At 67.6% G+C, this 22,847-nt stretch carries 13 protein-coding genes and 1 pseudogene; 6 read left to right on the top strand and 8 right to left on the bottom strand.

Annotated elements, in window-relative coordinates; all coding sequences use genetic code 11:
* Positions 1 to 149: 149 nt before the first annotated feature.
* Positions 150 to 2,972 carry a tetratricopeptide repeat protein gene (locus ACWGIG_RS16970; RefSeq protein WP_453322387.1) on the top strand — a complete coding sequence of 941 codons (2,823 nt, stop codon included), beginning with the start codon at positions 150 to 152 and terminating at the stop codon, positions 2,970 to 2,972.
* A gap of 18 nt (positions 2,973 to 2,990) precedes the next feature.
* Here the strand turns inward: ACWGIG_RS16970 and ACWGIG_RS16965 are convergent, their stop codons facing one another.
* On the bottom strand, positions 2,991 to 3,878 hold the full coding sequence (locus tag ACWGIG_RS16965; protein WP_453322386.1) for a serine/threonine-protein kinase: 888 nt from the start codon (positions 3,876 to 3,878) through the stop codon (positions 2,991 to 2,993).
* A gap of 108 nt (positions 3,879 to 3,986) precedes the next feature.
* On the opposite strand from ACWGIG_RS16965, the gene ACWGIG_RS16960 reads away from it, so the two are divergent.
* Genes ACWGIG_RS16960 through ACWGIG_RS16945 form a run of 4 tightly spaced genes read left to right on the top strand, consistent with a single transcriptional unit; the run spans position 3,987 to position 12,880 of the window.
* Entirely contained in the window at positions 3,987 to 5,525 is a 1,539-nt protein-coding gene (locus tag ACWGIG_RS16960) for a PD-(D/E)XK nuclease family protein (protein WP_453322385.1), read from the top strand.
* Entirely contained in the window at positions 5,522 to 6,661 is a 1,140-nt protein-coding gene (locus ACWGIG_RS16955; protein WP_453322384.1) for a pPIWI_RE_Y domain-containing protein, read from the top strand. The genes ACWGIG_RS16960 and ACWGIG_RS16955 overlap by 4 nt, the downstream gene beginning before the upstream one ends.
* Positions 6,651 to 10,175 carry a pPIWI_RE_Z domain-containing protein gene (locus ACWGIG_RS16950; RefSeq protein ID WP_453322383.1) on the top strand — a complete coding sequence of 1,175 codons (3,525 nt, stop codon included), beginning with the start codon at positions 6,651 to 6,653 and terminating at the stop codon, positions 10,173 to 10,175. Before ACWGIG_RS16955 ends, ACWGIG_RS16950 begins: the two co-directional genes overlap by 11 nt.
* On the top strand, positions 10,163 to 12,880 hold the full coding sequence (locus ACWGIG_RS16945) for a pPIWI_RE module domain-containing protein (protein ID WP_453322382.1): 2,718 nt from the start codon (positions 10,163 to 10,165) through the stop codon (positions 12,878 to 12,880). The genes ACWGIG_RS16950 and ACWGIG_RS16945 overlap by 13 nt, the downstream gene beginning before the upstream one ends.
* Positions 12,881 to 12,884: 4 nt before the next feature.
* Here the strand turns inward: ACWGIG_RS16945 and ACWGIG_RS16940 are convergent, their stop codons facing one another.
* The 7 genes from ACWGIG_RS16940 to ACWGIG_RS16910 form a co-directional block, all read right to left on the bottom strand.
* Positions 12,885 to 16,157 carry a hypothetical protein gene (locus ACWGIG_RS16940; protein WP_453322381.1) on the bottom strand — a complete coding sequence of 1,091 codons (3,273 nt, stop codon included), beginning with the start codon at positions 16,155 to 16,157 and terminating at the stop codon, positions 12,885 to 12,887.
* A gap of 229 nt (positions 16,158 to 16,386) precedes the next feature.
* Complete coding sequence (locus tag ACWGIG_RS16935) at positions 16,387 to 17,397, bottom strand: pyridoxal-phosphate dependent enzyme (RefSeq protein ID WP_453322380.1); 1,011 nt, start codon at positions 17,395 to 17,397, stop codon at positions 16,387 to 16,389.
* Entirely contained in the window at positions 17,318 to 18,529 is a 1,212-nt protein-coding gene (locus tag ACWGIG_RS16930) for a GHMP family kinase ATP-binding protein (RefSeq protein WP_453322379.1), read from the bottom strand. Before ACWGIG_RS16930 ends, ACWGIG_RS16935 begins: the two co-directional genes overlap by 80 nt.
* On the bottom strand, positions 18,526 to 19,356 hold the full coding sequence (locus tag ACWGIG_RS16925; protein WP_453322378.1) for a Rossmann-like domain-containing protein: 831 nt from the start codon (positions 19,354 to 19,356) through the stop codon (positions 18,526 to 18,528). Before ACWGIG_RS16925 ends, ACWGIG_RS16930 begins: the two co-directional genes overlap by 4 nt.
* On the bottom strand, positions 19,347 to 20,207 hold the full coding sequence (locus ACWGIG_RS16920) for an ABC transporter ATP-binding protein (protein WP_453322377.1): 861 nt from the start codon (positions 20,205 to 20,207) through the stop codon (positions 19,347 to 19,349). Before ACWGIG_RS16920 ends, ACWGIG_RS16925 begins: the two co-directional genes overlap by 10 nt.
* Complete coding sequence (locus tag ACWGIG_RS16915) at positions 20,204 to 21,244, bottom strand: FecCD family ABC transporter permease (protein WP_453322395.1); 1,041 nt, start codon at positions 21,242 to 21,244, stop codon at positions 20,204 to 20,206. The genes ACWGIG_RS16920 and ACWGIG_RS16915 overlap by 4 nt, the downstream gene beginning before the upstream one ends.
* A gap of 106 nt (positions 21,245 to 21,350) precedes the next feature.
* The gene (locus ACWGIG_RS16910) at positions 21,351 to 22,382 is read right to left on the bottom strand and encodes an ABC transporter substrate-binding protein (protein ID WP_453322376.1); all 1,032 of its coding nucleotides are present in this window, start codon (positions 22,380 to 22,382) and stop codon (positions 21,351 to 21,353) included.
* A 291-nt stretch (positions 22,383 to 22,673) separates the two neighbouring features.
* On the opposite strand from ACWGIG_RS16910, the pseudogene ACWGIG_RS16905 reads away from it, so the two are divergent.
* Positions 22,674 to 22,847: pseudogene (locus ACWGIG_RS16905) on the top strand (MFS transporter); the annotation flags it as partial.

Here is a 22,847-nt window from a genome sequence, read left to right as displayed (position 1 = left end):
GCACCCTCCGTGACGTTCGTGGTGGGCGCCTGGTGAAACAGTGCCGGAATCGGCGGGAGCCCGCAGAGCGCGAAGTGAGGCGAGTATGAGGCGGAAATGAGAAAACGGAGGCGGGCCGGGTTCTTGGTGTGTGAATCTGCCTATCGTCCTTGCACGGAATCCACCGGCAGCCGGGTGCCGCCGAGTTGCGCGAAAGGGAGGCGATGGAGGTACGCGTACTTGGCTCGATCAGCGCCAAAGCTGATGGTCAGCGAGGTGTTGAGGGGGCCACGAAGACTGCCGGCCTGCTGGCGCTGATTGTCACGTCCCCTGGCTGTCGGGTCAGCAGTAAGGACGCCCTGCGCGTTCTGTGGGGTGCGGAGGAAGTTCCTTCGAACCGGCTCGCCGTGCTCTTCAGGGAACTTCGCCGGGCGCTCGGCGATCCTGGGAAACATAAGCATTCGGGCACCTGTTCGCTTTCTCTGGAATGGGAAAGTGTCGATTACCTTCGTTTTCGTGAACATGTTCGACGGGCGGGGGATCTTCGTGGCCGGGAGTGCCTCAAGGAGCTGAGGGAGGCCTTGAAGCAGTGGTCAGGGGAAGAGCCCTTGAAGGGATTGAAGGGCGAGGGGTTCGAGCGACTTCGGGCCAAGCTGTGTGACGAGTGGCTGGAGGCGATGCTCGGCAAGTTGGATCTTGAACTGGAAATCGGAGAGTCAGGAAGAGTGTTCAAGGAAACCAAGAAGGTCCTGGAGCGTTTTCCGCGCAGCGAAGAGATCTTCCGGCGTCACCTGATGGCGGCACCGTCGTCGCTCGTGCTTCCGCAACGCAAGAAGATCGTTACGGAGTGGAAGAGACAGTGGAAGAAGGGCGGGGGGCTGCCCAGCGTTGAACTCACCGCTACCGTCGAGGCGTTTCTCGCCGCGCCGCCCCGTCTCGCACGCAACCCGCTCCGGCCTGGCACGCCGATCCCGCGACAACTTCCCTCAGTGGGCGAAGGCCCGCTGATCGGGAGGGAGGATCTGCTGGCCGAGCTTGAGGATGTCTTCCTCCCCCTGTGCGAGAAGGGGACAGGGTTACTGGCTCATTTCACGGGGATGGCAGGGGTGGGCAAATCGAGGCTTGTCGGTCATCTGGCGGCCCGGATCGCAGACCACTTCCCCGACGGCATTCTCTACGCCGACTTGCAGGGCTGTGAGCACGGGACCCGGCCCGTGGAACCGGATCAGCTCCTCGGTCGCTTTCTGGCCGACCTGGGAGTGTCGACGGACGCATCGGGGATCGAGACGAAGAGTCTCGCGTTCCGGTCGGCTCTGGCCGAGCGGTCCGTGCTCATTGTCCTGGACGACGCGACCGACGCCGATCAGGTGCTGCCGCTCCTGCCGGGAGACGGCGCGTGCACCGTGATGATCACCAGTAGGAACCGTCTTCCTGGCCTGCACGCGCGGAAGGAGGTGTACATGAGGGAAATCGGAGTGCTGGACCCCGGGGACGCGGAACGTGTGCTCAGTCAGCATTTGAGCCCCTCTTTCCCTCGCCAGGTCGGCCCCCACGTGTTGCCCAAAATCGCCGAGCTGTGCGGGGGGCTCCCCTTGGCGCTTTCGGTGATCGAGAAGCAACTCCCGCACCGCGCGCCGGAGGGCGTACGGGCGCTGGTCCAGCGCCTTGCCGACGAGCGGACGTGCTTGGAAGAGCTGGAAACACCCAACCAGGACCTTGCTGTCCGTCCTGCACTCGGCTGCTCCTTCAGTGAGCTTTCCCCCGTCGCGGCACTGTTGTTGTGCCAAGCGGCCATCCACCCTGGCCCTACAGTCAGTTGGTCGGCCCTGATGGGGCTGGGGCGGCTGGGTTCGGGTGTCGACGTGGGACGGGCAATCGTCGAACTGGTGGCGGCAAACCTCCTCGAACGGGTCGCCGACCGCTATCGCCTTCATAGCCTCGTCCGCGTATACGCCCGCCGATACGCCGGTGAGCACGTGCCGGGCCTGGACTTGGAGATGAGGGCGAAGACGGTGCAACACGTGGCGGATTACCAACTCCACTACGTGTGGGCCTGCGATCAAGCGCTGGTTCCCGGCAGGGAACTCCCGATCGGCGATCCCGCGGAGGCAGCAGTCGAATTGTGCGCGCCGACGGAGGAGCGCGAAGCGATGCAGCTGCTCGACGCGGAGTACAAGACGACTTTGGACGTGCTGGATCTGGCGGCGGAAAGCGGGCTCCACCGCCATGTCTGGCTGCTGTCCATGGCACTTGTCACCTACCAGTGGAGGCGAAACCTCCATTCCGAGGCGTACCAACGGCTGAGAGACGTCCCGGTCATGGTGCAGGACATCACCTCGCCGGTGGAACAGGCCATGATCCACCGCATGGTTGCCGGCAGTATCCGGAACCCCATGCTCTACGAACTGGCGGTGGCCAGTCTGACCAGGGCCGTTGCTTGCAGTGAACGGCACCCGGGGCGCGAGGGCCGTCTCAGCCTCGCTCATTCCTTGCACGCCCTCGGAGTGGTCCGCTGCCGCCAGGGCGACCCTGTGGAAGCGGAGGAGCATCATGAGCGCGCCCTGGGACTGTTCCGCGAACTGGGGGAGCGGATGGGTGAGGCCGCTGCGCTGAACGGACTGGCGAGCATTCGTTACGGTCATGGAGATCTCGACCAGGCGCTGGACTTGGGCACCGCGTCGCTCCGCATCTTCGTCGGTACTGACGACCGGAACGGCACTGCCAACGTGCTGAGCACGCTCGGGAAGATCCACCTCGCCAGGGCGGATCGCGACGCGGCTCTGGACGTCTACCGACGGGCCGTGGGCATTTACCGGCAGCTTGAGTACTGGCTGAATGAGGCCCGGTTGCTGCACCGCTTGGCCGATGTCCTGGTGAGCGCGGGCGAGAGGGCAGAAGGGGTGGAAGCCCTGGAGAGGGCGCTCGTACTGCTGGAAAGCGCGGAGGACCCAGAAGCGCAGATGGTAGCCGACAAACTGGCACGGCTTCGGTGAAGGCCGGCGCTTCCTGAGTCACAGAAGAGGGACATGGCGTCGGAAGCGTTCCGTGGGGTCGGCGAAGCGCAGCGGCTTGACGGGGGCGTCCGCGCCGACTTCCGGCAGGTACCGGCGCAAGCACTCGAAGACTTCACGAGCACTGGGACGGTTCTCCGGCAGGAGGTCCACCATACGTAGAGCGACACAGCGGAATTCGACCGGAACCAGTGGCAGGAATTCCGGTGGCAGTACGGGAGTTCCAGGCTGGGGCCGTTCGCCGGTGGCTGCGTAAGGGCGGCGCATGACGGTCATCTCCAGGAGAATGCAGCCGAGTGAATAGATGTCGGCACGTGTCGTCATGCCCCCTTTGCATGCTTCCGCGTCGTACTGTTCGGGCGCCGCGTAGAGCAGCGTGCCTCGTGTATCCGTCGGCACTCCCTCTTCGACGGCGAATCCAAGGTCGATCAGCCAGAGTCGCCCCTCTTTGTCCAACAAGATGTTCTCCGGCTTCACGTCCCGATGAACAAGGTTCCTCTCGTGCACCTCGTGCAAGATCTCGCACAGCTGACCGATGATCGACGCGATGCTCATGGGGTCCTTCAGCGGCCTTGACCCGATCATCGCGTCGTACAGGGGGACGCCTTCCACGAACTCCAGGGCGAAGTACTTCCTCGTCCGGTGTGACCCCCGGTCCAGGATCCTGGGGATGCCGGGGATCCCGGCGAGTAGGTCGTGCTTCTCTGCTTCCTTGTCGAACTCTTTGGTCAGATCCCCGAAGAAGCTCTCCGACTCGAAACCGCGCGGCTGCTGGAACTTGATTGCCACCAGTGTGCCGTTCCGGATGTCACGTGCCGCGAAGATCTCTCCTTGGGTTCCGCTTCCCAATTGTTTCCACACCTCGTAGTTTTCGGGGAATCGTGTCACGGTCAAGCTCCTCACCTGCTTTCAGAAGAAGGACGGGTCATGAATGAATTCGGTTTGCCCCCTGAGGGGTTGCACCGGAAGTCCGATGTCGTCACCGTGTCCTTGGGCATGTTCAAGAAAAGCGATTTCCGGTGCCCCGCGGCCGACGGACTGAAGGCCAGGGGATACCGCCCGCAACAGCCGGTCCCGGCCGCCCGGGAGAAGCTGGAGAACTTCACTTTCGGCCCCTTCGTGCGCATCCTCGACGGGGAAGCCCTGGGGGCTGATGAGACAGGTCCTCCGGCGCCCGGACGGCGACAAACCCCGGCGCACGACGGCCTGCTGAAGTGGACCGAGCACGCGGTGGACATGTACCACAAGGCATTCCCCCCGGCCCGGGCCGACGGCGACGAGCCGATGACCGAGGTGTCGCCCCCCTGGACGTACCGGTATTCGCCTCCCGTCCCGGACCGCCGAGGCGCGCGAGAGTACCGGATCACCGTATGGGGGCGTTGCCTGCGCTCCACGGACGGCACCTTGCGGGAACTGCGTCTCCCCGTCAACCGTCCGGGTCGGGGCGAGCCTGACGAGGGTCATGTCGCGGCGGCTGCTCTGGTACTGGCCGAAGGTGCCTCCACATCCGGCACCACAGCCTCCGAGATGCTGCCCGAACGCGTTCGCATAGTGGAGTTCGCGCTGCTCGACGGTGGTGTCCGTACCTTGTTCGAAGGCACGAGGGACGAGGCTGTGGCGAAGTACCGGGAATACGGAGCGGCAGCCTTCGCCGACGTGCTCGACCACCAGGAGTACCGTCCGGGGACTGCCTGCGAGGGCTGCGCCTTCGCTTCCGTCTGCCCGGCCCTGCGGCGGGCGCCCGGACTGCTGGGCGTCGACGGGGCCGGCAAACCACGCCGCACCTGGTCGGTCACCAACGGTCGCAACTATCGGATATGCCCCGCCAAGGACTACCTCCGGCGACTGCATCTGCCGAAGGAGTTCGCCCTGGAGCACTCCCCGGCGGCCGACCGGGGGCGCGCCCTGCACGCCTATCTGGCGGAACGCCATGAGCGCGGCCCGCTGCGCCCGTGCACGACAGAGATTCCTGACCAGTGGGCGCCCGACAGGTATGTCCTGCCGGAAGAGGAGCTGAAGCTGGGAGCGGAGTTGTTGCGCAGGCATGCGGCGGTGTGCCCTCTGCGTTGCGTACGGGACAGAAGTGACGTGCGTGTGGAGCCGCGTGTGGTGCGGTACGACGATGTCGCCGGTGCGATCGTGATCGCTGCTCCGGACCTGTTGTACCGGGATGGCGGGTCGTGGGTGTGGCGTGAGACCAAGACAACGATGAGTGACCGGATCAAGCGGCGCGAACTCCTGCTTGAGTACCCGCAGTTGGCGCTCGCTGTGCAGTTGGTGGCCCGCGGCGAACTTGACGGCGGGTCCGCCCGCGCCCGGATCGAGCTGGAAGTCCTGCGCCCGGGAGGAGCCGACCTGGAAATAGTCGATCCCTTCGCCCCTTCCGTCCGTTCCGCGGCAGAGGAAGTCCTGAGCACCATGACGGCCGACTGGCGCCTGGACGACCTCTACCCGGCTGTACCGGGGCCCGCATGCCACCGGTGTGAAGTGGCGCGCTGGTGCACGGCGGGCACCGCCGAGCGGGCAGCCGCATGAGGAGCGGGGAGGACGCGAGCCTTGCCGCGGCATCGGGAGCGAGGGGTGAGGGGACGGAAATCTTCGTCGAGTTGGCTCGCGTCGTGATCGAGATGGCGGACAGGGCCGGGCTGGCTTCCTTGACCCTGCCGTACCCGCGGGCCGCGCAACTCGCCCTGGACCGCATGGTGCTGCACTGCCTGGGACGCACCCAGGAACCTCCCGAGAGCGTGCCTGATCTGATGGCTTGGTGTGCACGGCTCACGGCGGACCAGGCGCCGTTCCACGTGCCGTCCGACTTGGTGGCGCCAGGCACACGGCTGATTCACCCAGCCGGCCGGATGCCTACCAGAACCTGTCAGGAGCTGGCCTCGTTCGGTGACCGGGGGCATACGGAGCAGGAGGCGGTACGCCTGCTGGCCGATCTGGCGTCGCGGTGCCGCTCGGCTGAGGAGTACGCCCGGTGCCGGCGGTTCCTGAGGGAACGGCCGGTGGTCGGTCAGGGCGACCGGTTCGAACCCCGCTGGAAGCCGATGGAGTGGAACCGGGTCAAGGATCTGTACGTATCCGTCCCCGAGTCCCTCCTCCGCGCCGGGATCCTTCATCTGTGCGGTGCGTGCGGTCTTCCTGCTCTGCCGGGAGAGAAGAACACGTACGCCAGTGACGAGGAGAGCTGGTGCGAGAGCGAAGAGTGCCCGCCGGGCGTTTCCTACCGGTTGATCCGGGAGCCGGGTCTTGTGCGCATGCTGCGACGAAGCCTGAGGTCTTTTCTCCTCCTGCCCGCGCCCACCGAAGCAGTGGCGCTGGAAGCCCTGAAACGGGCGGGCGTCACTCACACACTCGTCGCAGCAGACCTCGGTACGTACCGGATTGCCGACACCGGGATGCGTCCACGGCTCATGCGGGTGTACGACCGGCAGCAGCCGGCTCTGCTCGCGGCTCGGCTCATCGACACCTTCGACGGATCTGAAGGCCCACTGCTGGCCGTCGTACCTCGGCGACGGGCCGGCCAAGAGGGCTACCGGCGCGCGTTCGAGAGAGCGTTGGGTGACCAGCACCGTGGGCTTGCGGAACTCACGACTCCTGAAGAGCTGGCGCACCACCTGGGGACTCCACACACCTCACGCAAAGGGCTGGGGGAAAGCCATGATGCGTAACTTCGGCCGAGGTCTCGACGACGTACTCACAGAACTCTGGATCCACACCGGGCGCACCGGGCGCAAAGCCGCGCTCGAAAGCCTGTGCCAGGTCGAAATCGGGCTGCGCCTTCAGGAGAGGATGGCTCCGGACGGTCCGGCGGCGCACGCCTGGGTGCTGTTCAGCGGATATCCGTATGCCGCCGAATGGTTCGACCCGCTCCCGCCGGACTCGGAGCACGTGCTTCGCGTCGCGCGCCACTCGTTGTGGACCGTGCGACGGCGCAGGGCCTGGCGCGAGGCGCTGGAAAGGTACCAGCGTTACGACTGCACACTGCGCGGCTTCGACGTACCCGACCCGGACAGGCCTGCCGACCGTCGTGAGGTCTCCGTCGCGGTCCGTCGCTGGGACGACTACGAGCGACTCCTCTGCGTTGCACCGCCATTGGCCGGAGAGATACCGGCGGTGGCCACAGCAGGGCCGCATTCCTTTCCCGTGGGCCGCAGCACGGCGGTCGTCGACCTGCCTTCGGTGCCGGTCACGCCTCTGGTCGCCCATGACCTGGACGCACTGCAGCCGGGCAAGGGCGAACCACTTGCCTTCAGCCTCAAGGAGTTGGCCCACACTGCAGCGGCGATGGATGCCAGAAATTTCCGGGATTGGGCCGGCCGGCTGCGGGCGCTCACACTCACGATCCGGACGGCGGACGGCTTCGAGCACTCCGACACCTTCACCGTCGATCGCATCCAGCACTTGCTCGGAATCGTGGGTGCGGGCAAGAGCACGTTGCGCGACATCATTGCCGTCCACCTGGCCACCAGGAGCGACAAGCGGACCACCACCGTCGTGGTGAGCGACGTCGCCGAAGTGCTCAAACTGGTGAAGCTGTACAACGAGTACACCGACGGCGCGGCGGCGCCCGTGCTGGGAGCAGCAGGAAGGCAGCGGCATGCCCAGCGCCTGCACCGCCGAATCGCCGGCCGGGGAGAGCAACGCCTGCTCGCCCACGACGATTCGTCATTTGCCTACCTGAGCACTTCCTGCGTGCTGAACGTCCTGCGGCGCGGTACGACGGGCGGCGAAACCCTGGCCTTCGGAGAAGCGCCGTGCACACGGCTGCACGCTCCCTTCCCTCGGCGTGAGGACCCCGGAGACGAACACGGCACCATCCGGTGGCAGAAGACGTCGAAAAGCTGTCCGTACTGGGCGTCGTGCCCGCGCCATCACGCCGCACGGGAACTGGCCTCGGCGGACATCTGGGTCGCAACCCCGCAGAGCCTGGTCGATGCGTCGCCGCCCATCCCGCAGAACGGCGTACGCATCCGCTACCTGGAGCTGGCCTGCCGCCGCAGTGATCTCGTGATCGTGGACGAAGCGGACCGGGTCCAGATGCAACTGGACCAGACTTTCGCCCCTGCCGTACTCCTGGCAGGTGGTGACGACGAGGAAAGCTTCATCGACAAACTGACCAGGCACAAGATCCGTGAGTTCTCCGTGGCCGGGCGGGTTCAGCTCTCCGACCGGGACGTCGAGAACTTCGCCGCTGCGCTGAACACCGCCGTAGCGGCGACCGACCGCATCTACGCCATGCTGGTCGCCGACCACGAGCTGCGCCGATGGGTGCGCACCGGCTACTTCAGCGCTTGGACACTCCAGCTCGGACTGCTCGATGAGCGCTGTCCCCTGCCCGACGATGCCGAGGAGAACACCCCGTACCCCGAAGTACGGGAGCTGCTGGGAAACAGACTGGACGCGTTCAGGGACAACCCTTTCGGTGACCGCTTCCGGGTCGATGAGGAAGCGGACGATGAACTCACAAGCCTGCTGGGGGAGCTGCTCCACACAAGCAACCCGGACAACACCAGACGACGACTGACGCGCATCATGGACGACGTCTTCAAGATCGACAAGACCTTCATGGACACCAAGAAGAAGCAGTACGAGGCCAGACGGGCCGAATGGGAGGAGCAGTGCGAGCTCAAGCGGAAGAATGGGGGGCGACAAAAGAAGCTGCCGCCACCCCCAGAAACCCCCGAACAGTGGTGTGCTGAACTGGCCAAACGCTTCGAGTTCACTCTCCTTCTGTGTGCGCTCGAACCAAAACTCGCCCTGATCAATGCGATGTGGCCGAGAGCCGAAGCAACGCTCAACCTGGGATACAACTCGATGTACCGCAGGCCCATCGACTACGGGCCGATGGTGCCCGAAGCGCCCATGGGCAATGTACTGGGATTCCAATTCCACGTGAGAGGCCAGGACGAAGGAGGGATTCGCAGTGGAGAGTTGAAGTTTTTCCGTTGCAGCGGCGTCGGCAGGGAACTGCTCAGGGCGATGCCCGACCTTCCCACAGTGGACGGTCGTCCGGGCACCAACGTGCTGCTCATGTCCGGCAGTAGCTGGGCCGGAAGTTCCAGTCGCTATCACGTTCCCGTCCCGGTGGGCGTCATCATTGAACCTCCCTCCGAGGTGATGCAACGGATCGCCCGCGAAAGCTCGATGCGATTCGAATTCATCGACGAGGCCGGCGAAAAGCTCCGGATCTCCGGGACCGACCCCGACGAGCGCCCAGAAAAGCTGCGCCGTATCGCGCGCCGACTGGGGGCGAGCGTCGACGAAGTGGAGGACGGAGGCCCGCTGGAGAAAGAGCTCCTGGCCCTGCCAAAGGGGCGGGACCAGATTCTTCTGCTCGTGGGCAGCTACGAAGAAGCCCGGGTGGTGGCCGACACCTTGCACAACCTCAATCAGCGCTGGTTCGACCGGGTGCTCCGGCTCGTCTCGGACGATGAGGACCTGGACGACGAGGCGCCCTACGACGACTCCGGGCACCGGGCCAGGGTGCTGCGCCGCAGCGACGTCGAACACCTCAAGGATTGCAAGGCCGACATCCTGGTGGCCCCTCTGCTGGCCGTCGAGCGCGGGCACAACATCCTCAACGACGCGGACGTGGCCGCCATCGGCACTGTCTACTTCCTCGCACGGCCGAACCCCCATCCCGATGACATCTCCCTCGCCGTCAACGCGATCAACGACTGGGTGGTCCGGGCCATGGACAGTGGTGAGTTCGGAGAGTGGGTGCGCAGCGGCTCGTCCGTGGACGACGGCGCCGAAGAAGTACGCCGACGGGCCCGCAGCCGCTGGTACCAGGTACTCCAGCGCAGCATGGCGTGGAGCAGGCTCGGAAAGGACCGTGAACAGGTCACCTGGGACATGCTCGTCCTGATGTGGCAGGTCATCGGGCGCCTGGTACGTGGGGGAGTGCCGGCACGCGTGGTTTTCGTGGACTCGGCCTTCGCCCCGAACCGGACGGCAGTGCCGCCGCAGCCCGACACTGCGGAATCCAGCCTGCTGCACAGCGTTCTCGATGTACTGCGCCCCTATTTCGCCGAGGGGAGCGAGGTTTCGGCGCACGAGCGCTTCATTGCCCGTGCTCTCTACGAACCGCTGTGGGAGACCCTGAACCGCTGCCTGCACCCTCTCGCCGGGGTCTCCGCAGATCACTCCGCACCGTCAGGAGGAAGCGCATGTACCCGTTGATCCGGACCACAGCCTACGAACCCGATCCCACACACGGGCCCTGGACCGAGGCCCCGTACGTCATGAGGCTCGGCGCGGACCTGCACGAAGAGCTCACCCGCTGGTGCGCACGCGTCCAGAGGCAGAACGCACACCCCGTCCGTCTCCCGGTGCGGCAGCTCAATTCTCTGTTGAGGGCTTCAGCCCCAGGCGTGATCGCCACGGGACGCCGCATCGGCACGGACTCCGAGGCGGCATGGCTATTCGCCCGGGACCAGGTCCCCCAGGACCTCCTCGCGCCGTTGGTCGGCTCCTGGGCGGCCGGCCAGATGCGTCACCACGAAGAGGGTGACGACGAATCCGACGGCTCCGAGGAGGAAGAACTCCTCGATGGCCTCGACGCGGCCGTCCGTGAACTTCCGCAGTGGCGGCGCGAACCGGTGGACCTCACCGCGACACAGTTGTCGGCGGGCGGCACTGCCGAACCGGCTCATGCGCTCTACACCTTGTTGCCGGAATGGATCGCTTCCCGGCTCGCACCCCGCCCTTTCCACATCGGCGGAGACACCCTCGGCTTCCGCGTAGTGAGCTCTGACAACGGTGCCGAACTGGTGTCCTGGCCGCCACAGCGCCACGAGTACAGGAAGCGGGCGTGGTACTACTCGGCCCTCGTCAGCATCACCGTGCACACGGTGCCGTTCTCGGAGCGCTTCCGGGTCCATGCGTCGACAAGTATCCGTAGGTGGGCAACCCAGCTGGAGACACGCACCAGTGAAATGCGCGGCTCCACCGTGCTGCTTGACGCGCCATTGCCCTGGCCGGACGGCAACACCGACGGAATCCGGTTGATCGGGAACACCATCGGATTCGACCGGCGCTCGAAGAAAGCCGCGTGGCGTCGGCACAGTCCGGTGCTCCTCCTACCCGGCCTCGACATTGTCCGGCACTACCCCGATCCGGAGGAGCTCCTCGGGAATCCAGAGAAATGGATCAACGGGAGCCGTGGTGTCGCGGCAGGAATCGTCCACCGCGCCGGAATCGGGTCTCATTGCATAGGCCCTGGAGTGATGCCCAAGGAGCGGGCGGAGCTGGACGCTTGGGTCGAAGACGGGCTGCGGCCGATGCTGAGGCGTGTCCCCGACCTCTCCCGGGCGGTCCGGCACAGCACTCCCGCACTGTTGCCCCGGTCGGCGTCGGCTTCTCCGGACGTACGGGAGGACAGGCTGGCGCAGTCCCGGAGGAAAACCCTGGCAGGTGCTCTCCGACGAGAACCGTTGCACATCGACATCCTCTGGCAGACGCCCGAGACAAGGGATGCGCTCGTCACGGAACTGCCGCGCTTGCTCGGACTGCCGCCCGGACACGAGTCGCAGGGCACTGGCCCCGAAACATGGGCCTGGCGAACCGACGAGTTGGACATCCAGGTGCGGACCAGCCAGGCCGGCGCGGTGGCTTCCCCCCTGCCCGCAACGGGAAGCCGACGCGCACCCCGGGCCGTTCGGTTCGCCAAGTCCGTCGCCGACCGACGAGCCCTCGTCGATGGCCAACTGGAAAGGCACAGGGGAATGCCAGGCCTGGCGATCATTGAAATCGGTGCCAAGGAACGGTTCAAAGCGTTGGACTCCGATCCCAAACACGCGTTGCGCATCGCCTGTGCCGGGAAAGGAAGGCTGACTCAGTTCATCAATCTTCCGCAGGATTCGGAGGACAATCTCCCGCACCGGGCGCGCTCGGCGTGGCTGGATGTATTCCGCCAGCTCGGAGCGGTCTCTCCACCCGGCCACCGGGTGGGCCCGGGGATTCCGGACGATCTCCAGTACGTCGGCCTCTGGCTGGTCCGCCACACCAAGAAGGGCCCCACTCATTGGCCGGCATGTCGCTTGGTGGCAGTGCGCATCCGGCCTGGCGAGGAGACGGAGGGCGTGCACGGCTGGGATCCTGAGCGCGCCGAGTGGGTGCCCTATTCCCAGCTGTTGCTCGCACTGTGCCAGGAGACGGGAGGGAATTCCCAGGGGGCGGACAGGAGCGGCGCCGCCTTCGGCCCCGGAACTCAGCAGTACCGGCAGGACGAAATCGAGCGGCAGATCCGGACCCTGCTCTTCCAGCTCCGGGACCGGCCGACCCTGCTCCTCGCCAACTCGGGCAACCTGCGCCAATACTGGCCCAGGCTCCGCAACGGAGCGCTGGTGAAGGACATGCTCGGCTTTGGCGATGCCCCTGATCAGCGCCTTGCGGTGTACGGGCCGGATCTGCGCATCGTACTCACGCGGGACAAGAACGGACGTGGGGAAGTTCCCGAGTGGTACGCGCACGACGGAGGCGAGAGGCGAGGGTTCGCGAAGGGTGTGTGGGGGCCGGCCGGCGCGGATCACCGTGTCTACGCCAGCACGGCGGATGTGCCTCATACGGCGGCGCTGCCCAAAGGGCTGATGAAGCTCGTCCCCACCGAGGCGGGGCGGACCGCTCCACGCAAGAGTGCCTGGAATCCGGGCCTCCTGGAAATCACCGTGCTCGGCTGCCTGTCGGAGAAGGCACTGGCGGACGCCGGCCGAGAAGAGCATCCAGCCGACAGCCCCGAAGAGTGGGCCAACCTCACCCATCAGCTCCGATTCCACGACGGCTACCCTCCCCTGTCCCGTCCCCTTCCCCAGCACCTGGCGTGGCTCGCGGGCGAGTACGTGCTGCCGCTCGCCCCTGCCCCGGAGCCGAACACCGTGGAAGCCTGAGGCCTCACGGCCCGAAGTACGGCCCACCGCGCGGGTGATTGTCCGGCGCTGTGCGGGCCGCGCGCCGGACGCTGTGCCGGAGGTCCTGTCGTAGAAGCCGAAGCACCTGGTCCACCGCCGGGTGCTCTTCGGACAGAGCAGTCGCCGAGGCTTCTGCCAGAGTGCGTCGTACGTCGACGTCGGCGTCTTCGGCCAGGCGCAGGGCCGTGGCCAGGTGACGTTGGGGGTGCCGCATGCTCAGTACGGCACTGAGCATGCGGACGGCCGGATGAGCATGAGCAGCGAGAAGGCCCGGATCTATGTCGTTCGTGACCCCGGTGGGCAGTTCGTTGAGCGTCAGGGCAGCGAGGTGGACTTGTGACGCGTCTGCACTTCGCAGCATTCCGATCGCTTGTTCGCGTACCCATCGCTGGTCTTCTTCCTCGGTTGCCGCAGTTCCGGCCAGACGCAAACCGTGCGCCTGGAGGGAAGGCGAACCCAAATTGACCTTGAAAGAGCTCAAAGGGTGGCTCTTCTGCCCCGTCAACTCGTCGAACCGTCCGCTCTGGTATTTCCCCCACGCGAACTCTCGCGCGGCGAGAAATACGGGGTGCCAGGAACCTGTCCCCCCGCTCAGAACAAGGTTGCGTGCTCCGGTGAGTGCGTCCTGCCGTGTGGATGCCGCTTCCCGTGAATCACCCGCGAGATCGAGCAACTTGGCGACACACGTCTTCTTGTCGCCGATGTCGAGGAAATGAGCCAACCAGGAATCAGTGATGATCGTAGACCCGAGCGTGATACGCCCTGGGGCCGGTTCCAGCCGATCCAGGATGCGGTCCCTGGCAGTCTGTGCCCAGCCCCGCAGTTCTGGACTCTGGGGGCAGAGGGATGCGAAGACAACGATCGCCAGACGGTGCCCCTTGCCTACCAGGTCATGGGCTCGTGCGCGAAATGTGACCCGTTCCTCCTCAGTGAGTGGGCCTCTCACATCCGAAGATCCGGCACCGCTGCTTTCCTGCGGAGCGGGGCTCATCAGGGCCAGCAGCTCGTTGTCGACGAGAGTCTTCAGCGCGACATCTACCTTCTGCTCGGCTAGATCGAACAGTCTGGTGAGTGCCGTTCCTGTGAGTTTTGGATGTGTCAGCGCGATCGCTGCGGCGGCGGAGACATGTTCGCGGTCGGTGAGCTGAGAGTGGCCGGACTCACGCGGCACGTCGAGGGAGAGCATGCGAAGAAGGGCAGTGGCCTGTTCGCTGCTGCTCCGTCCGGCCAGTGCGCAGGCGCTTCTGCCCGCCTGGAGGGACAAGGACCCGGTGGGCGAGTCGATGAGTTTTCCCGCCCGGCCCTGCGTGGCCAGGATGATCAGTTCGTCCAGGAGAGCTGCGACGGAATCGTCCTCAAGGAGATCTGCCTGCCGTGCCAACTGCGCTGCTTGAGCCTGCAGTTCCCACCACGGCCCCTCGCGGAACGATCCGGAGGGCAATAGACGGTCGCCGACTGCTTCGGCCAGCTCGGTGCTCTTTTTGTGCTTTCCCGCACGTTGGTAGAGCAGGGCAGCCAGATCGGGTTCGCCGTTGTCACGGTAAAGATCCCCGAGGAAGTCGAGCGCTTCCAGTTCCTCGGCCCAGTTGCCCATCAGGACAGTGTCGTTGAGCCACTGCCGGGCCGACAGTACTGCTTCGATCTGCTTCTGGTTCTTCAGGGCCGACAGCGCTTGCGTACGAGGAGAGCGGATTCGGCTGAGCAGTCGCCCTCGCCCCGAAACCCTGAGCGACTGTGCCAGCCGAAGTTCCTCGTCGATCTCAGAATGCAGCGGACTGTAGTGGACGTTCAGCGCGCGGATCGAGTACAGCCAGTCAGCAGCATCTTCCGTGAGCCCGGCATGGATGGCTTCGTGCACGGCATCCTGCCATCCTTCCAGCGCTTGATCCGCTTGGCCGCCGAGGCAGCAGCGCCGCGCTTCGCGGGCGCTGATCAGCGCCGCGTGCCGCGGGTGCATCCGGTGCCTGCGTGCGGACCGAAGGAGTTCCTCCCGCTCAGGGGCATGGTGTTCGGCCAGAGCGAGCCGCAGGCGGATGACGATGTCGTCGCCGGCACCCTCGACCGGCGCTGCGTTGGCCTGTGTGATAGCCGCAGCGAGCAGGTCGTGCATATCTTTCACCAGGCCCGGGTGGGTGGAGAGCAGTCCTTCGGCCAGAAGGAGCACCAGCAGAGGCCGATATGCCACATCAGCGTCCATGGTGTCGCGCAGCGCACGGAGAAGGTCCTCCGGTGCGCCGATCGGATGCTGTACGGCACGGATCGCGGAGTCGACCAGAGTCACGTGATGCTGTGTTCCACCGGCCTGCTCCATCGCCCCGACCGCACCTTCGGCTGCAGCGGCAGCCGTGGTCCGCAGCACATCGGCGAGTTTGCGGGGCTCGAGTCTGTCTCCGTGGAGGAGAGCCACGGCTGCGAGGCGGGCGGCGAGCGCAGCCGCCTCGTCATGCAGCCGACTCCGGCACAGAGCGTCGAGCTGCCTGTGGCGGAGGAGAGGTGCATGGGCGTCACACCCGGCTTCGTTCAGCAGTACCGCGATCTCGCCGTACAGCCTGGCGGCTTTGCCTGGATCCTCCGCACGCTTGGCGTCTGCCTCACGCAACAAAGGCATGATCTCGGCTGTGGCCAGAGGGCCGACGAGAGTGCGTTCTGCGAGGGTCTGGAGATCAGGTGGTGGTGCGGGAACGCCCGGCAGGGGTGCCGCGGTGCAGAACTGGAGGGCGGTTTCCCGCGTCCAGAATCGACTCACGATGTCGGCCCGGCTGCGCAGCCGGTCGTTGATGATCTCGCTGCCCCACAGGTCGAGGCGTACATCGGGACGCTCGTCCTGGAGCAGGGCCAGTTCGTCGGTGAGGCTCGTCTCCTCAGTGGACGCGGAAGTCGCGATGATGAGGCGGTAGGCCTTGAACGGTTTGTCGTGAGAGGGGAACCTCTCGACTGCCGCGCGCAGGTCACGAGGGCGGAACACCTTGTAGTCCTTGCACTGGACGACTGTGTAGCGTCCGTCCGACTCCCGTCCGGCCAAGTCGATGCCGTGCTGTGATTGACCACGTACTCCGTACCTGCGGAACCTGACGTCCCGGAGCCCCAGCAGATCCCGGGAGAGGGCCAGCATGAGCTTTTCGAATCGGTCCCATCCCAGGTGCAGGTCCAGGTCCTCCCCCGCGGGCATGTTTCCGGGGCGTCCTGCTTCTGGTGTGTTCCGCAGGCGGGCATCACCGGACCACTCTTCCCATGCGTGAGCAGATTGGTTGATCACCCATTGCCTCCTTCTCTTGCGGACCGACACTGAAGGATTGCAGTCGAAGTACCGCTCGAACCTGTTTGTGCGGGCGTAGTTGGATCTGGCGATGCCCCTTGTGCGGCGCTTGTCGTCGATCCACGTCTCGATCAGGTCGGCGTCCGGGTCGGCCGTCAGGAGGGTCGGGAGGGCGAAGTAGGGGAACGGGGCGATCGTCGGACGACCGCCCCGTCGCTCTGCCGCCCCGTCAGGCGATCGCCCCCATGGGCGCCGCCGCTCCGGCCCAGCTCATCCGCGACCAGGGCAGCGCCAGTTCCCCCGTGCCGGTGACCGTGCGCGGTGCCAGGTCCTCGACCGGCCGTGCCTCGCGGTGCCGGGCGAAGACGGAGTCGGCGTACCGGTGCCCCGTGTCGGCCGCCAGGAACAGTACGGTCCGGTCCGGTTCGAGCCCCCGCTCCCAGCGGGCGGCGAGATACCCGGCCCCGGTGGAGAGCCCGGCGAACACCGCGTGCCGCCGCAGCAGGTCGACGCTGCCGGACAGGGCCGTGCCGAAGGACATCCAGTGCACCGTGTCGTACAGCGCGTGCGTCACGTTCCCGAAGGGGATCGAGCTGCCGATCCCGGCAATGATGATCTCCGGATCGGCCACCTGCTCGCTGCCGAAGGTGACACTGCCGTACGGCTGCACGCCGGCCAGCCGCACCCCGGGCCCGCTCGCCCGCAGGTACCGGGCCAGCGCCCCCGTCGACGCCCCCGACCCCACCCCGCCGACCAGGGTGAGCGGCCGGGCGCCCGTCTTGCTGCGGACGAGCTCGGCGACTCCCCGGTAGCCGAGGTAGTGGATGTCGTCGTGGTACTGCCGCATCCAGTGGTACGAGGGGTGGGCGCGCAGTATCTCGCCGATCCGCTCGACCCGCCGCTTCTGGTCGAGCTTGAGGTCGTCGCAGGGTTCCATCTGCTCCAACTCCACACCCAGTACCTCCAGTTGGGTGCGGAGCGTGCGGTCCACCGTCGACGAGCCGACGATGAGGCAGCGCATCCCGTACCGGTGGCAGGCCAGGGCCAGCGCGTACGCGTAGATCCCGCTGGAACTGTCCACCAGCGTGTCCCCGCGCCGCACCGCCCCGGTGTCGAGCAGATGGCGCACGGCGGCCAGGGCGGAGACCACCTTCATGGTCTCAAAGCGCAGGCAGAGCAGCCCCTCGTCGAGCCGGACCAGATCCGGGCGGCCGATCGAATCCGCTATGTGCGTGTCCATGCGACAACTCCTCGAAAGGGATGGAAGAAGCAGATGAGAGGGGAGAGGGGGAAGAGGAGACAGAGAGGGGAAAGGAGGAAGAGGAGGGAGAGGGGGAGGAGGGGGAGGAGGGAGAGGACAGAGGGGTGAAGGGTGAGAAAGGGGGATGGGGGACGAAGGGCGGATACGTCGTGAACACCCGGACGGCCGGCAGCCCCAGTCCGCCCAGCACGCGCACGCTCTCCCGCACCCTCCGACGCAGCCCGCCGCCCGCCGGGTCGAGCAGCAGTCCTGCGACGCTCCCGCTGTGCGCGATCTGCACCCCGACCGCGCCGGCCCGCCCTGCCGTCTCCGTCAGCGCCCTCTCCAGGGCGCCGAACTCCGGGTGTCCCAACCGCCGTTGACCGAGCCGGGCACTCTCGGTGGCGACCCTCCCGAGCAGTGCCGGATCGGCCTCCCGCACCGCCCGCCGCAGCAGCTCCCGCAACCTGGCGTACGTGTCCAGCTCGGCGACGGACGCGGTGCGCGGCGCGGGCAGCGCCAGGGTGTCCACCGGTCTGCCGCCGCCCAGCGCGCAGCCGACGACGACCACCGGCGGCAGCGCCCCGCCGAACACCTCCAGCACCCGCCCCTCCCGCTGCGCGAAAAGCGCCGCCCGCCCGTCGTCCAGCATCAGCGGATCGCACGCCCCCTCGGCCCGCACCGCGAGCCTGGCGAGCGTCCCGGGGCGCGGGCGCACCCCGAAGGCGTCCGCGACGGCCCGCAGCGCGGCGATCACGTCACTGCTGGACGAGCCCATCCCCAGGCCCACCGGAAGGTCGCCCTCCAGCCTCAGCCCGCCGCCGCAGACCGGCACCCGGGCCCTGCTCCGGCACTCCTCGGCCATCAGGGCCGCCGCCCGCCGCGCCTTCGTCCGCCCGGCGGGCTCCACCGTCACCTCCCCGGGCCGGGTGCCGGGACGCGGCACGAACACCGCCCGGCTGCCCGGGCTGCCGGGCCCGTGCATCGGCAGCGTCACCAGCCCCGCGCACCCGCGCCCCTCCGCGTCCCGGAAGACGCCCTGGAGGATCTCGCCGTGGTGACAGGAGGCGCGCCCCGTCCCCGTACGGAACGTCCCCGTACGGGACAGCGGGACGGCGGCGACGCCGCTCACGCGACCTCACCCGCCCCACCGGACCGGTACCGGTACAGCACCGTCTCCTCCGCGCTGAACTGCGAGAACGGGAACGGCTCCGCCGACACCGCGCTCACCCCCGCCCCCAGGAACGCCCGCGCCACCGCGCTCCCGGTCTGCGCGTACACCACCAGCGGCACGCCCCGCTCCCGGCACCTGGCCAAGATCGTGTCGAACGAGCCGTTGCTCAGCGTCATCCCGGTGGCCACCACCGCGTCCGCCGTGTCCAGGACCTCGGCCATGTCCCGGGCCACCGGGTCGCCCCACTGCGTCGTACGCAGGTTCAGGTCGCACAGCAGCGGCACCCCGCCCCGCTCCCGGATCGCCGCGACCAGCGGGTTGACCACTCCGATCAGGGCGACCTTGGCCCCCTGCGGGATGTCCAGGAGCCCGGCGATCGCCGCGTCCCTGGCCAGCGCCCGCACCTCCGGCGGCCCCGCCGGAAGCGTCACCCGCTCCGCGTCCGTGTCCCGGTGCGGCCGGACCGCCGCCAGATACGCGTCCAGAGCGGCGATCCGCACCGGCCGGGCCGGATCACGCAGCAGCGTGCCCAGCGAACTCCCCGACATCGCCCCGCAGATCCCCGCGTCCAGCTCGGCGGCCTCGAAGGCGCAGGCCCCGAAGGCCCCGCCGACCCGCACCAGCACGTACTGGTTCAGATAGGTGGTGCTGCCGCCCGCCAGCCGGGTCCCGTGATGCACCCAGAACACACTGGTGGCCGTCAACTCCTCGGGCAGCGGCCCGTGTTCACCGGCCAGCACCTCCGTGAGAAGCCTTTCCGTCCCCGTGCTCCCGATCACGTCCATGACGCCTCCTTCTTCTCGTTCTTCTCGTTCACTCGATCAGTCATGGCGTCCATGCCGTTCATGTCGTCCATGCCGCCTCTGGTGTCGCGCACCGGCCCCCGGTAGGCGACCGCGAAGTGCCCCAGCGCATCCGGCCCGACCTCGGCCTCCACCTCGAAGACCTCCGCGAGCAGCGGCCTCGTCAGTACGTCGGCGGGCGCCCCCGCCGCGACGAGGCGGCCCCTTTGCATCAGCAGCAGCCGGTCGCAGTACCGGGCGGCCAGCGACAGGTCGTGCAGTGCCACCAGCACCGTCTGGCCGCTCGCCGAAAGGAGCTCCATCAGCTCCAACTGGTGCTTCACGTCAAGGTGGTTGGTCGGCTCGTCGAGCAGGACCGCGTACGGCCGCTGCGCCAGCGCCCGCGCCAGGTGCGCCCGCTGCCGCTCGCCCCCGGAGAGCGCCTTCCACTCGCGGTCGGCGAGCCCGGTCAGTCCGACCCGCTCCAGGGCGGCGGCCACCACCGCGCGATCCGTCGCGCCCGCCGAACCCCACCGGCTGCGGAACGGGGTCCGGCCGAGCCCCACCACCTCCGCGACCCGCAACTCGCTCTCCACGTCCACGGCCTGCTCGACGAAGGCGACCTGCCGCGCGATGCGCCGCGCGCTCCACCCGCGTACGTCCTGGCCGTCGTACACCACGGATCCGGTATCCGGCGTACGCAGCCCGGCCAGGCAGCGCAGCAGCGACGACTTGCCCGACCCGTTCGGCCCGATCAGGCCCACCGTCTCGCCGGGCGCGACCTCCAGCGAGACGTCCCGTACCACTTCCTTGCCGCCCACCGACCAGGTCAGCCCCTGTGCGCCGATCCTCACAGCTCTCCCCTTCTCCGCAGCACCAGCAGGAACAACGGCACCCCGAGCAATGCCGTGAACACCCCCACCGGCACCTCCTGCGGCGCGAACGCCACCCGCGCGGCCGCGTCCGTCCACACCAGGAACACCGCCCCCGCCACCGCCGAGAACGGCAGCAGCACCCGGTGCAGCGGCCCCACCAGGAACCGCACCCCGTGCGGCACGATCAGCCCCACGAACCCGATCGCCCCCACCGCCGCGACCGCGACCGCCGCCATCAGCGAGGTCACCACCAGCAGCACCCACCGCGTCCTGCGCACGTCCACCCCGAGCGAGGAAGCGGTGTCCGCGCCGAACGAAAACCCGTCCAGGGAACCGGAGTTGACCCACACCACGGCGAACCCCACGGCCGTCACCACCGCGCACACCAGCACCGCGTCCCACCGCGCCGAAGCCATCGACCCCAGCAGCCACTGCGTGATCGCCCGGATGATGTCCGCGTCCCCCGACGCCATCAGCACCAGCGAGGTCAGCGCCGTGAACAACTGCGCCACCACCACGCCCGTCAGCACGATCCGCACCGAGTCGAGCCCGCTGCGCCTGAGCAGCAGCATCAGCAGCCCGAACGACAACAGCGCCCCCACGAAGGCCCCGCCGGTCACCCCGAGCGCCTGCGCCCCGTACCCGAACACCACGACCACCACGGCCCCGGTCGACGCCCCCGAGGACACCCCGAGCAGGTACGGATCGGCGAGCGCGTTGCGCGTCACGGCCTGCAGCACCGCCCCGCACACCGCGAGCGCCGCCCCGACCAGCGCGGCCAGCAGCACCCGGGGCACCCGCAACTCCCAGATCAGCGAGTCCAGCAGCCTCGGCACCGGCTCGCCGCCCGTCCCGATCCCCAGCCGCGCACCGAAGGACCGCGCCAGATCCCCGTAACCGATCTCGGTCGACCCGATCCGCACGGACACCGCGACCGACCCGATCAGCACGGCGCACGCGACCACGAACAGCACGACCGCGCGCGCGGTACGGGGCCGGCCACCCGCCGCCCGCATCTCCCGGGCGGGGGTCTCCGGCAGGTCCGGCAGCTCCCGGGCAGCCGGATCCAGCAGATCGACCGCCGCATCCGCCCCGCTGCTACTGCTACTGCTACTGCTTCCGCTACCGCCCGGCATGGCCCAGCGCCTTCATGCCCGCCGTCAGTCGGGGCAGCGCGTCCACGGTCCGCACCGACGGGTCCATTTCGGTCCCCGGGATCGTGATGAAACGGTTCTCGCGCACCGCGTTCAACTGCGCCATCACCGGATTGCCGCGTATCGCCGCCAGCTTGTCCGCCGCGCTGTCGCCCGGCTTGCCGCGCTCCGACAGATCGCCGACCACGATGAAGTCCGGGTTCCGCTTGGCGATCTCCTCCCAGGTGACGGAGGGCCAGTCCTCGTCCAGGTCGTCGAAGGCGTTCTTCGCCCCGACGATCCGGCTCATCTCACTGGCCATGGCGGTCTTCCCGGCGACGTACGGCGCGTCGCCGTACACCGAGTACACCCACACCACGCGCGGCGCGCCCCGCACCCCGGCCGACTCCTTCGCCGCCCTGTCGAGCACGGCCCGCTGATCCGCTGCGAGCTTCTCGGCGCGCTTCTCGACGCCGAAGACCTTCCCGAGGTTCCGGTAGTCCTCCAGCAGCAGGTCGAAGGGGGACTTCCCGGCGGCGTTCTGCTTGGGGCAGTCGACCGCGCTCAGGAACGACGGCAGTCCCAGCGCCGCCAGTTCCTCCCGCGTCCCCGTCCGGTCCTTGGTGAAGTGGTCGTTGAACCCGGCCACCACCAAGTCCGGGTTGGCTGCCCGCAGTTGCTCGCCGCCGAGCAGCTTCGGGCTGAGTACGGGCACCTTTCCGTACGCCTCCCGGTACTCCGGGGCGATCTTCGTCTTGAGGTTGGACGTGCCTGCCATCCGGTCCTGGAGCCCCAGTTCCAGCAGCACTTCCGTCGCGGACTGGTCGAGTGTGACGGCACGTTTCGGCGCCCCCGCGAACGACAACTGCCGCCCGCAGCTCGTGACCTCCACGGACTCGTCGCCGGCTGCCTGCTGCGGCGCGGAGGTCGTCGCCGGACCGGAACATCCGACGACGGTGAATCCGACGGCGGCGAGGGAGAGGGTCAGCGCGACGGCGCCGACCCGGACAGAACGGGACATGAGTCCTCCGGAGCAGTGGTGGCAGGAGATCCGAACGGCACTCAGGTGCTGACGCGGCCCGGAACGAGCGCTACTGTAACGGTAATCATTTTCATTAAGCTAGTCCCCTGTGGCCGGGCACCCCTGCCCGCACCCTGATCCGACTCCCCGACTCCCTTCCTCCTGAAGGAAGTCGGGGCAAACTGAAATCCCAGGAGTCCACCCCCCGTGACGACGTCCCACCCCCACCGCCCTGCTTCTAAGTCGGAGCCCCCGCCGCCCGCGGCCGAGCCGCCCGCCCGTTCCGTCCTCCTGGACGCCCGCTTTCTGCGGCTGTGGACCGGCACCACCGCCTCCGGTCTCGCGACCTGGGCCCTGCCCTTCGTGCTCGGCCTCGCCGTCCTCGACCGCACCCTCACCGCACCGGCCCTCGGTCTGCTCCTGGCCGCCCGTACCGCCGGATTCCTGATAGCCGTGGCGGTCGGC

The sequence above is a fragment of the Streptomyces sp. NPDC054863 genome, from assembly GCF_053610825.1.
Note: the sequence above shows the minus strand (reverse complement) of the source record. Positions and strands in the feature narration are given on the sequence as shown.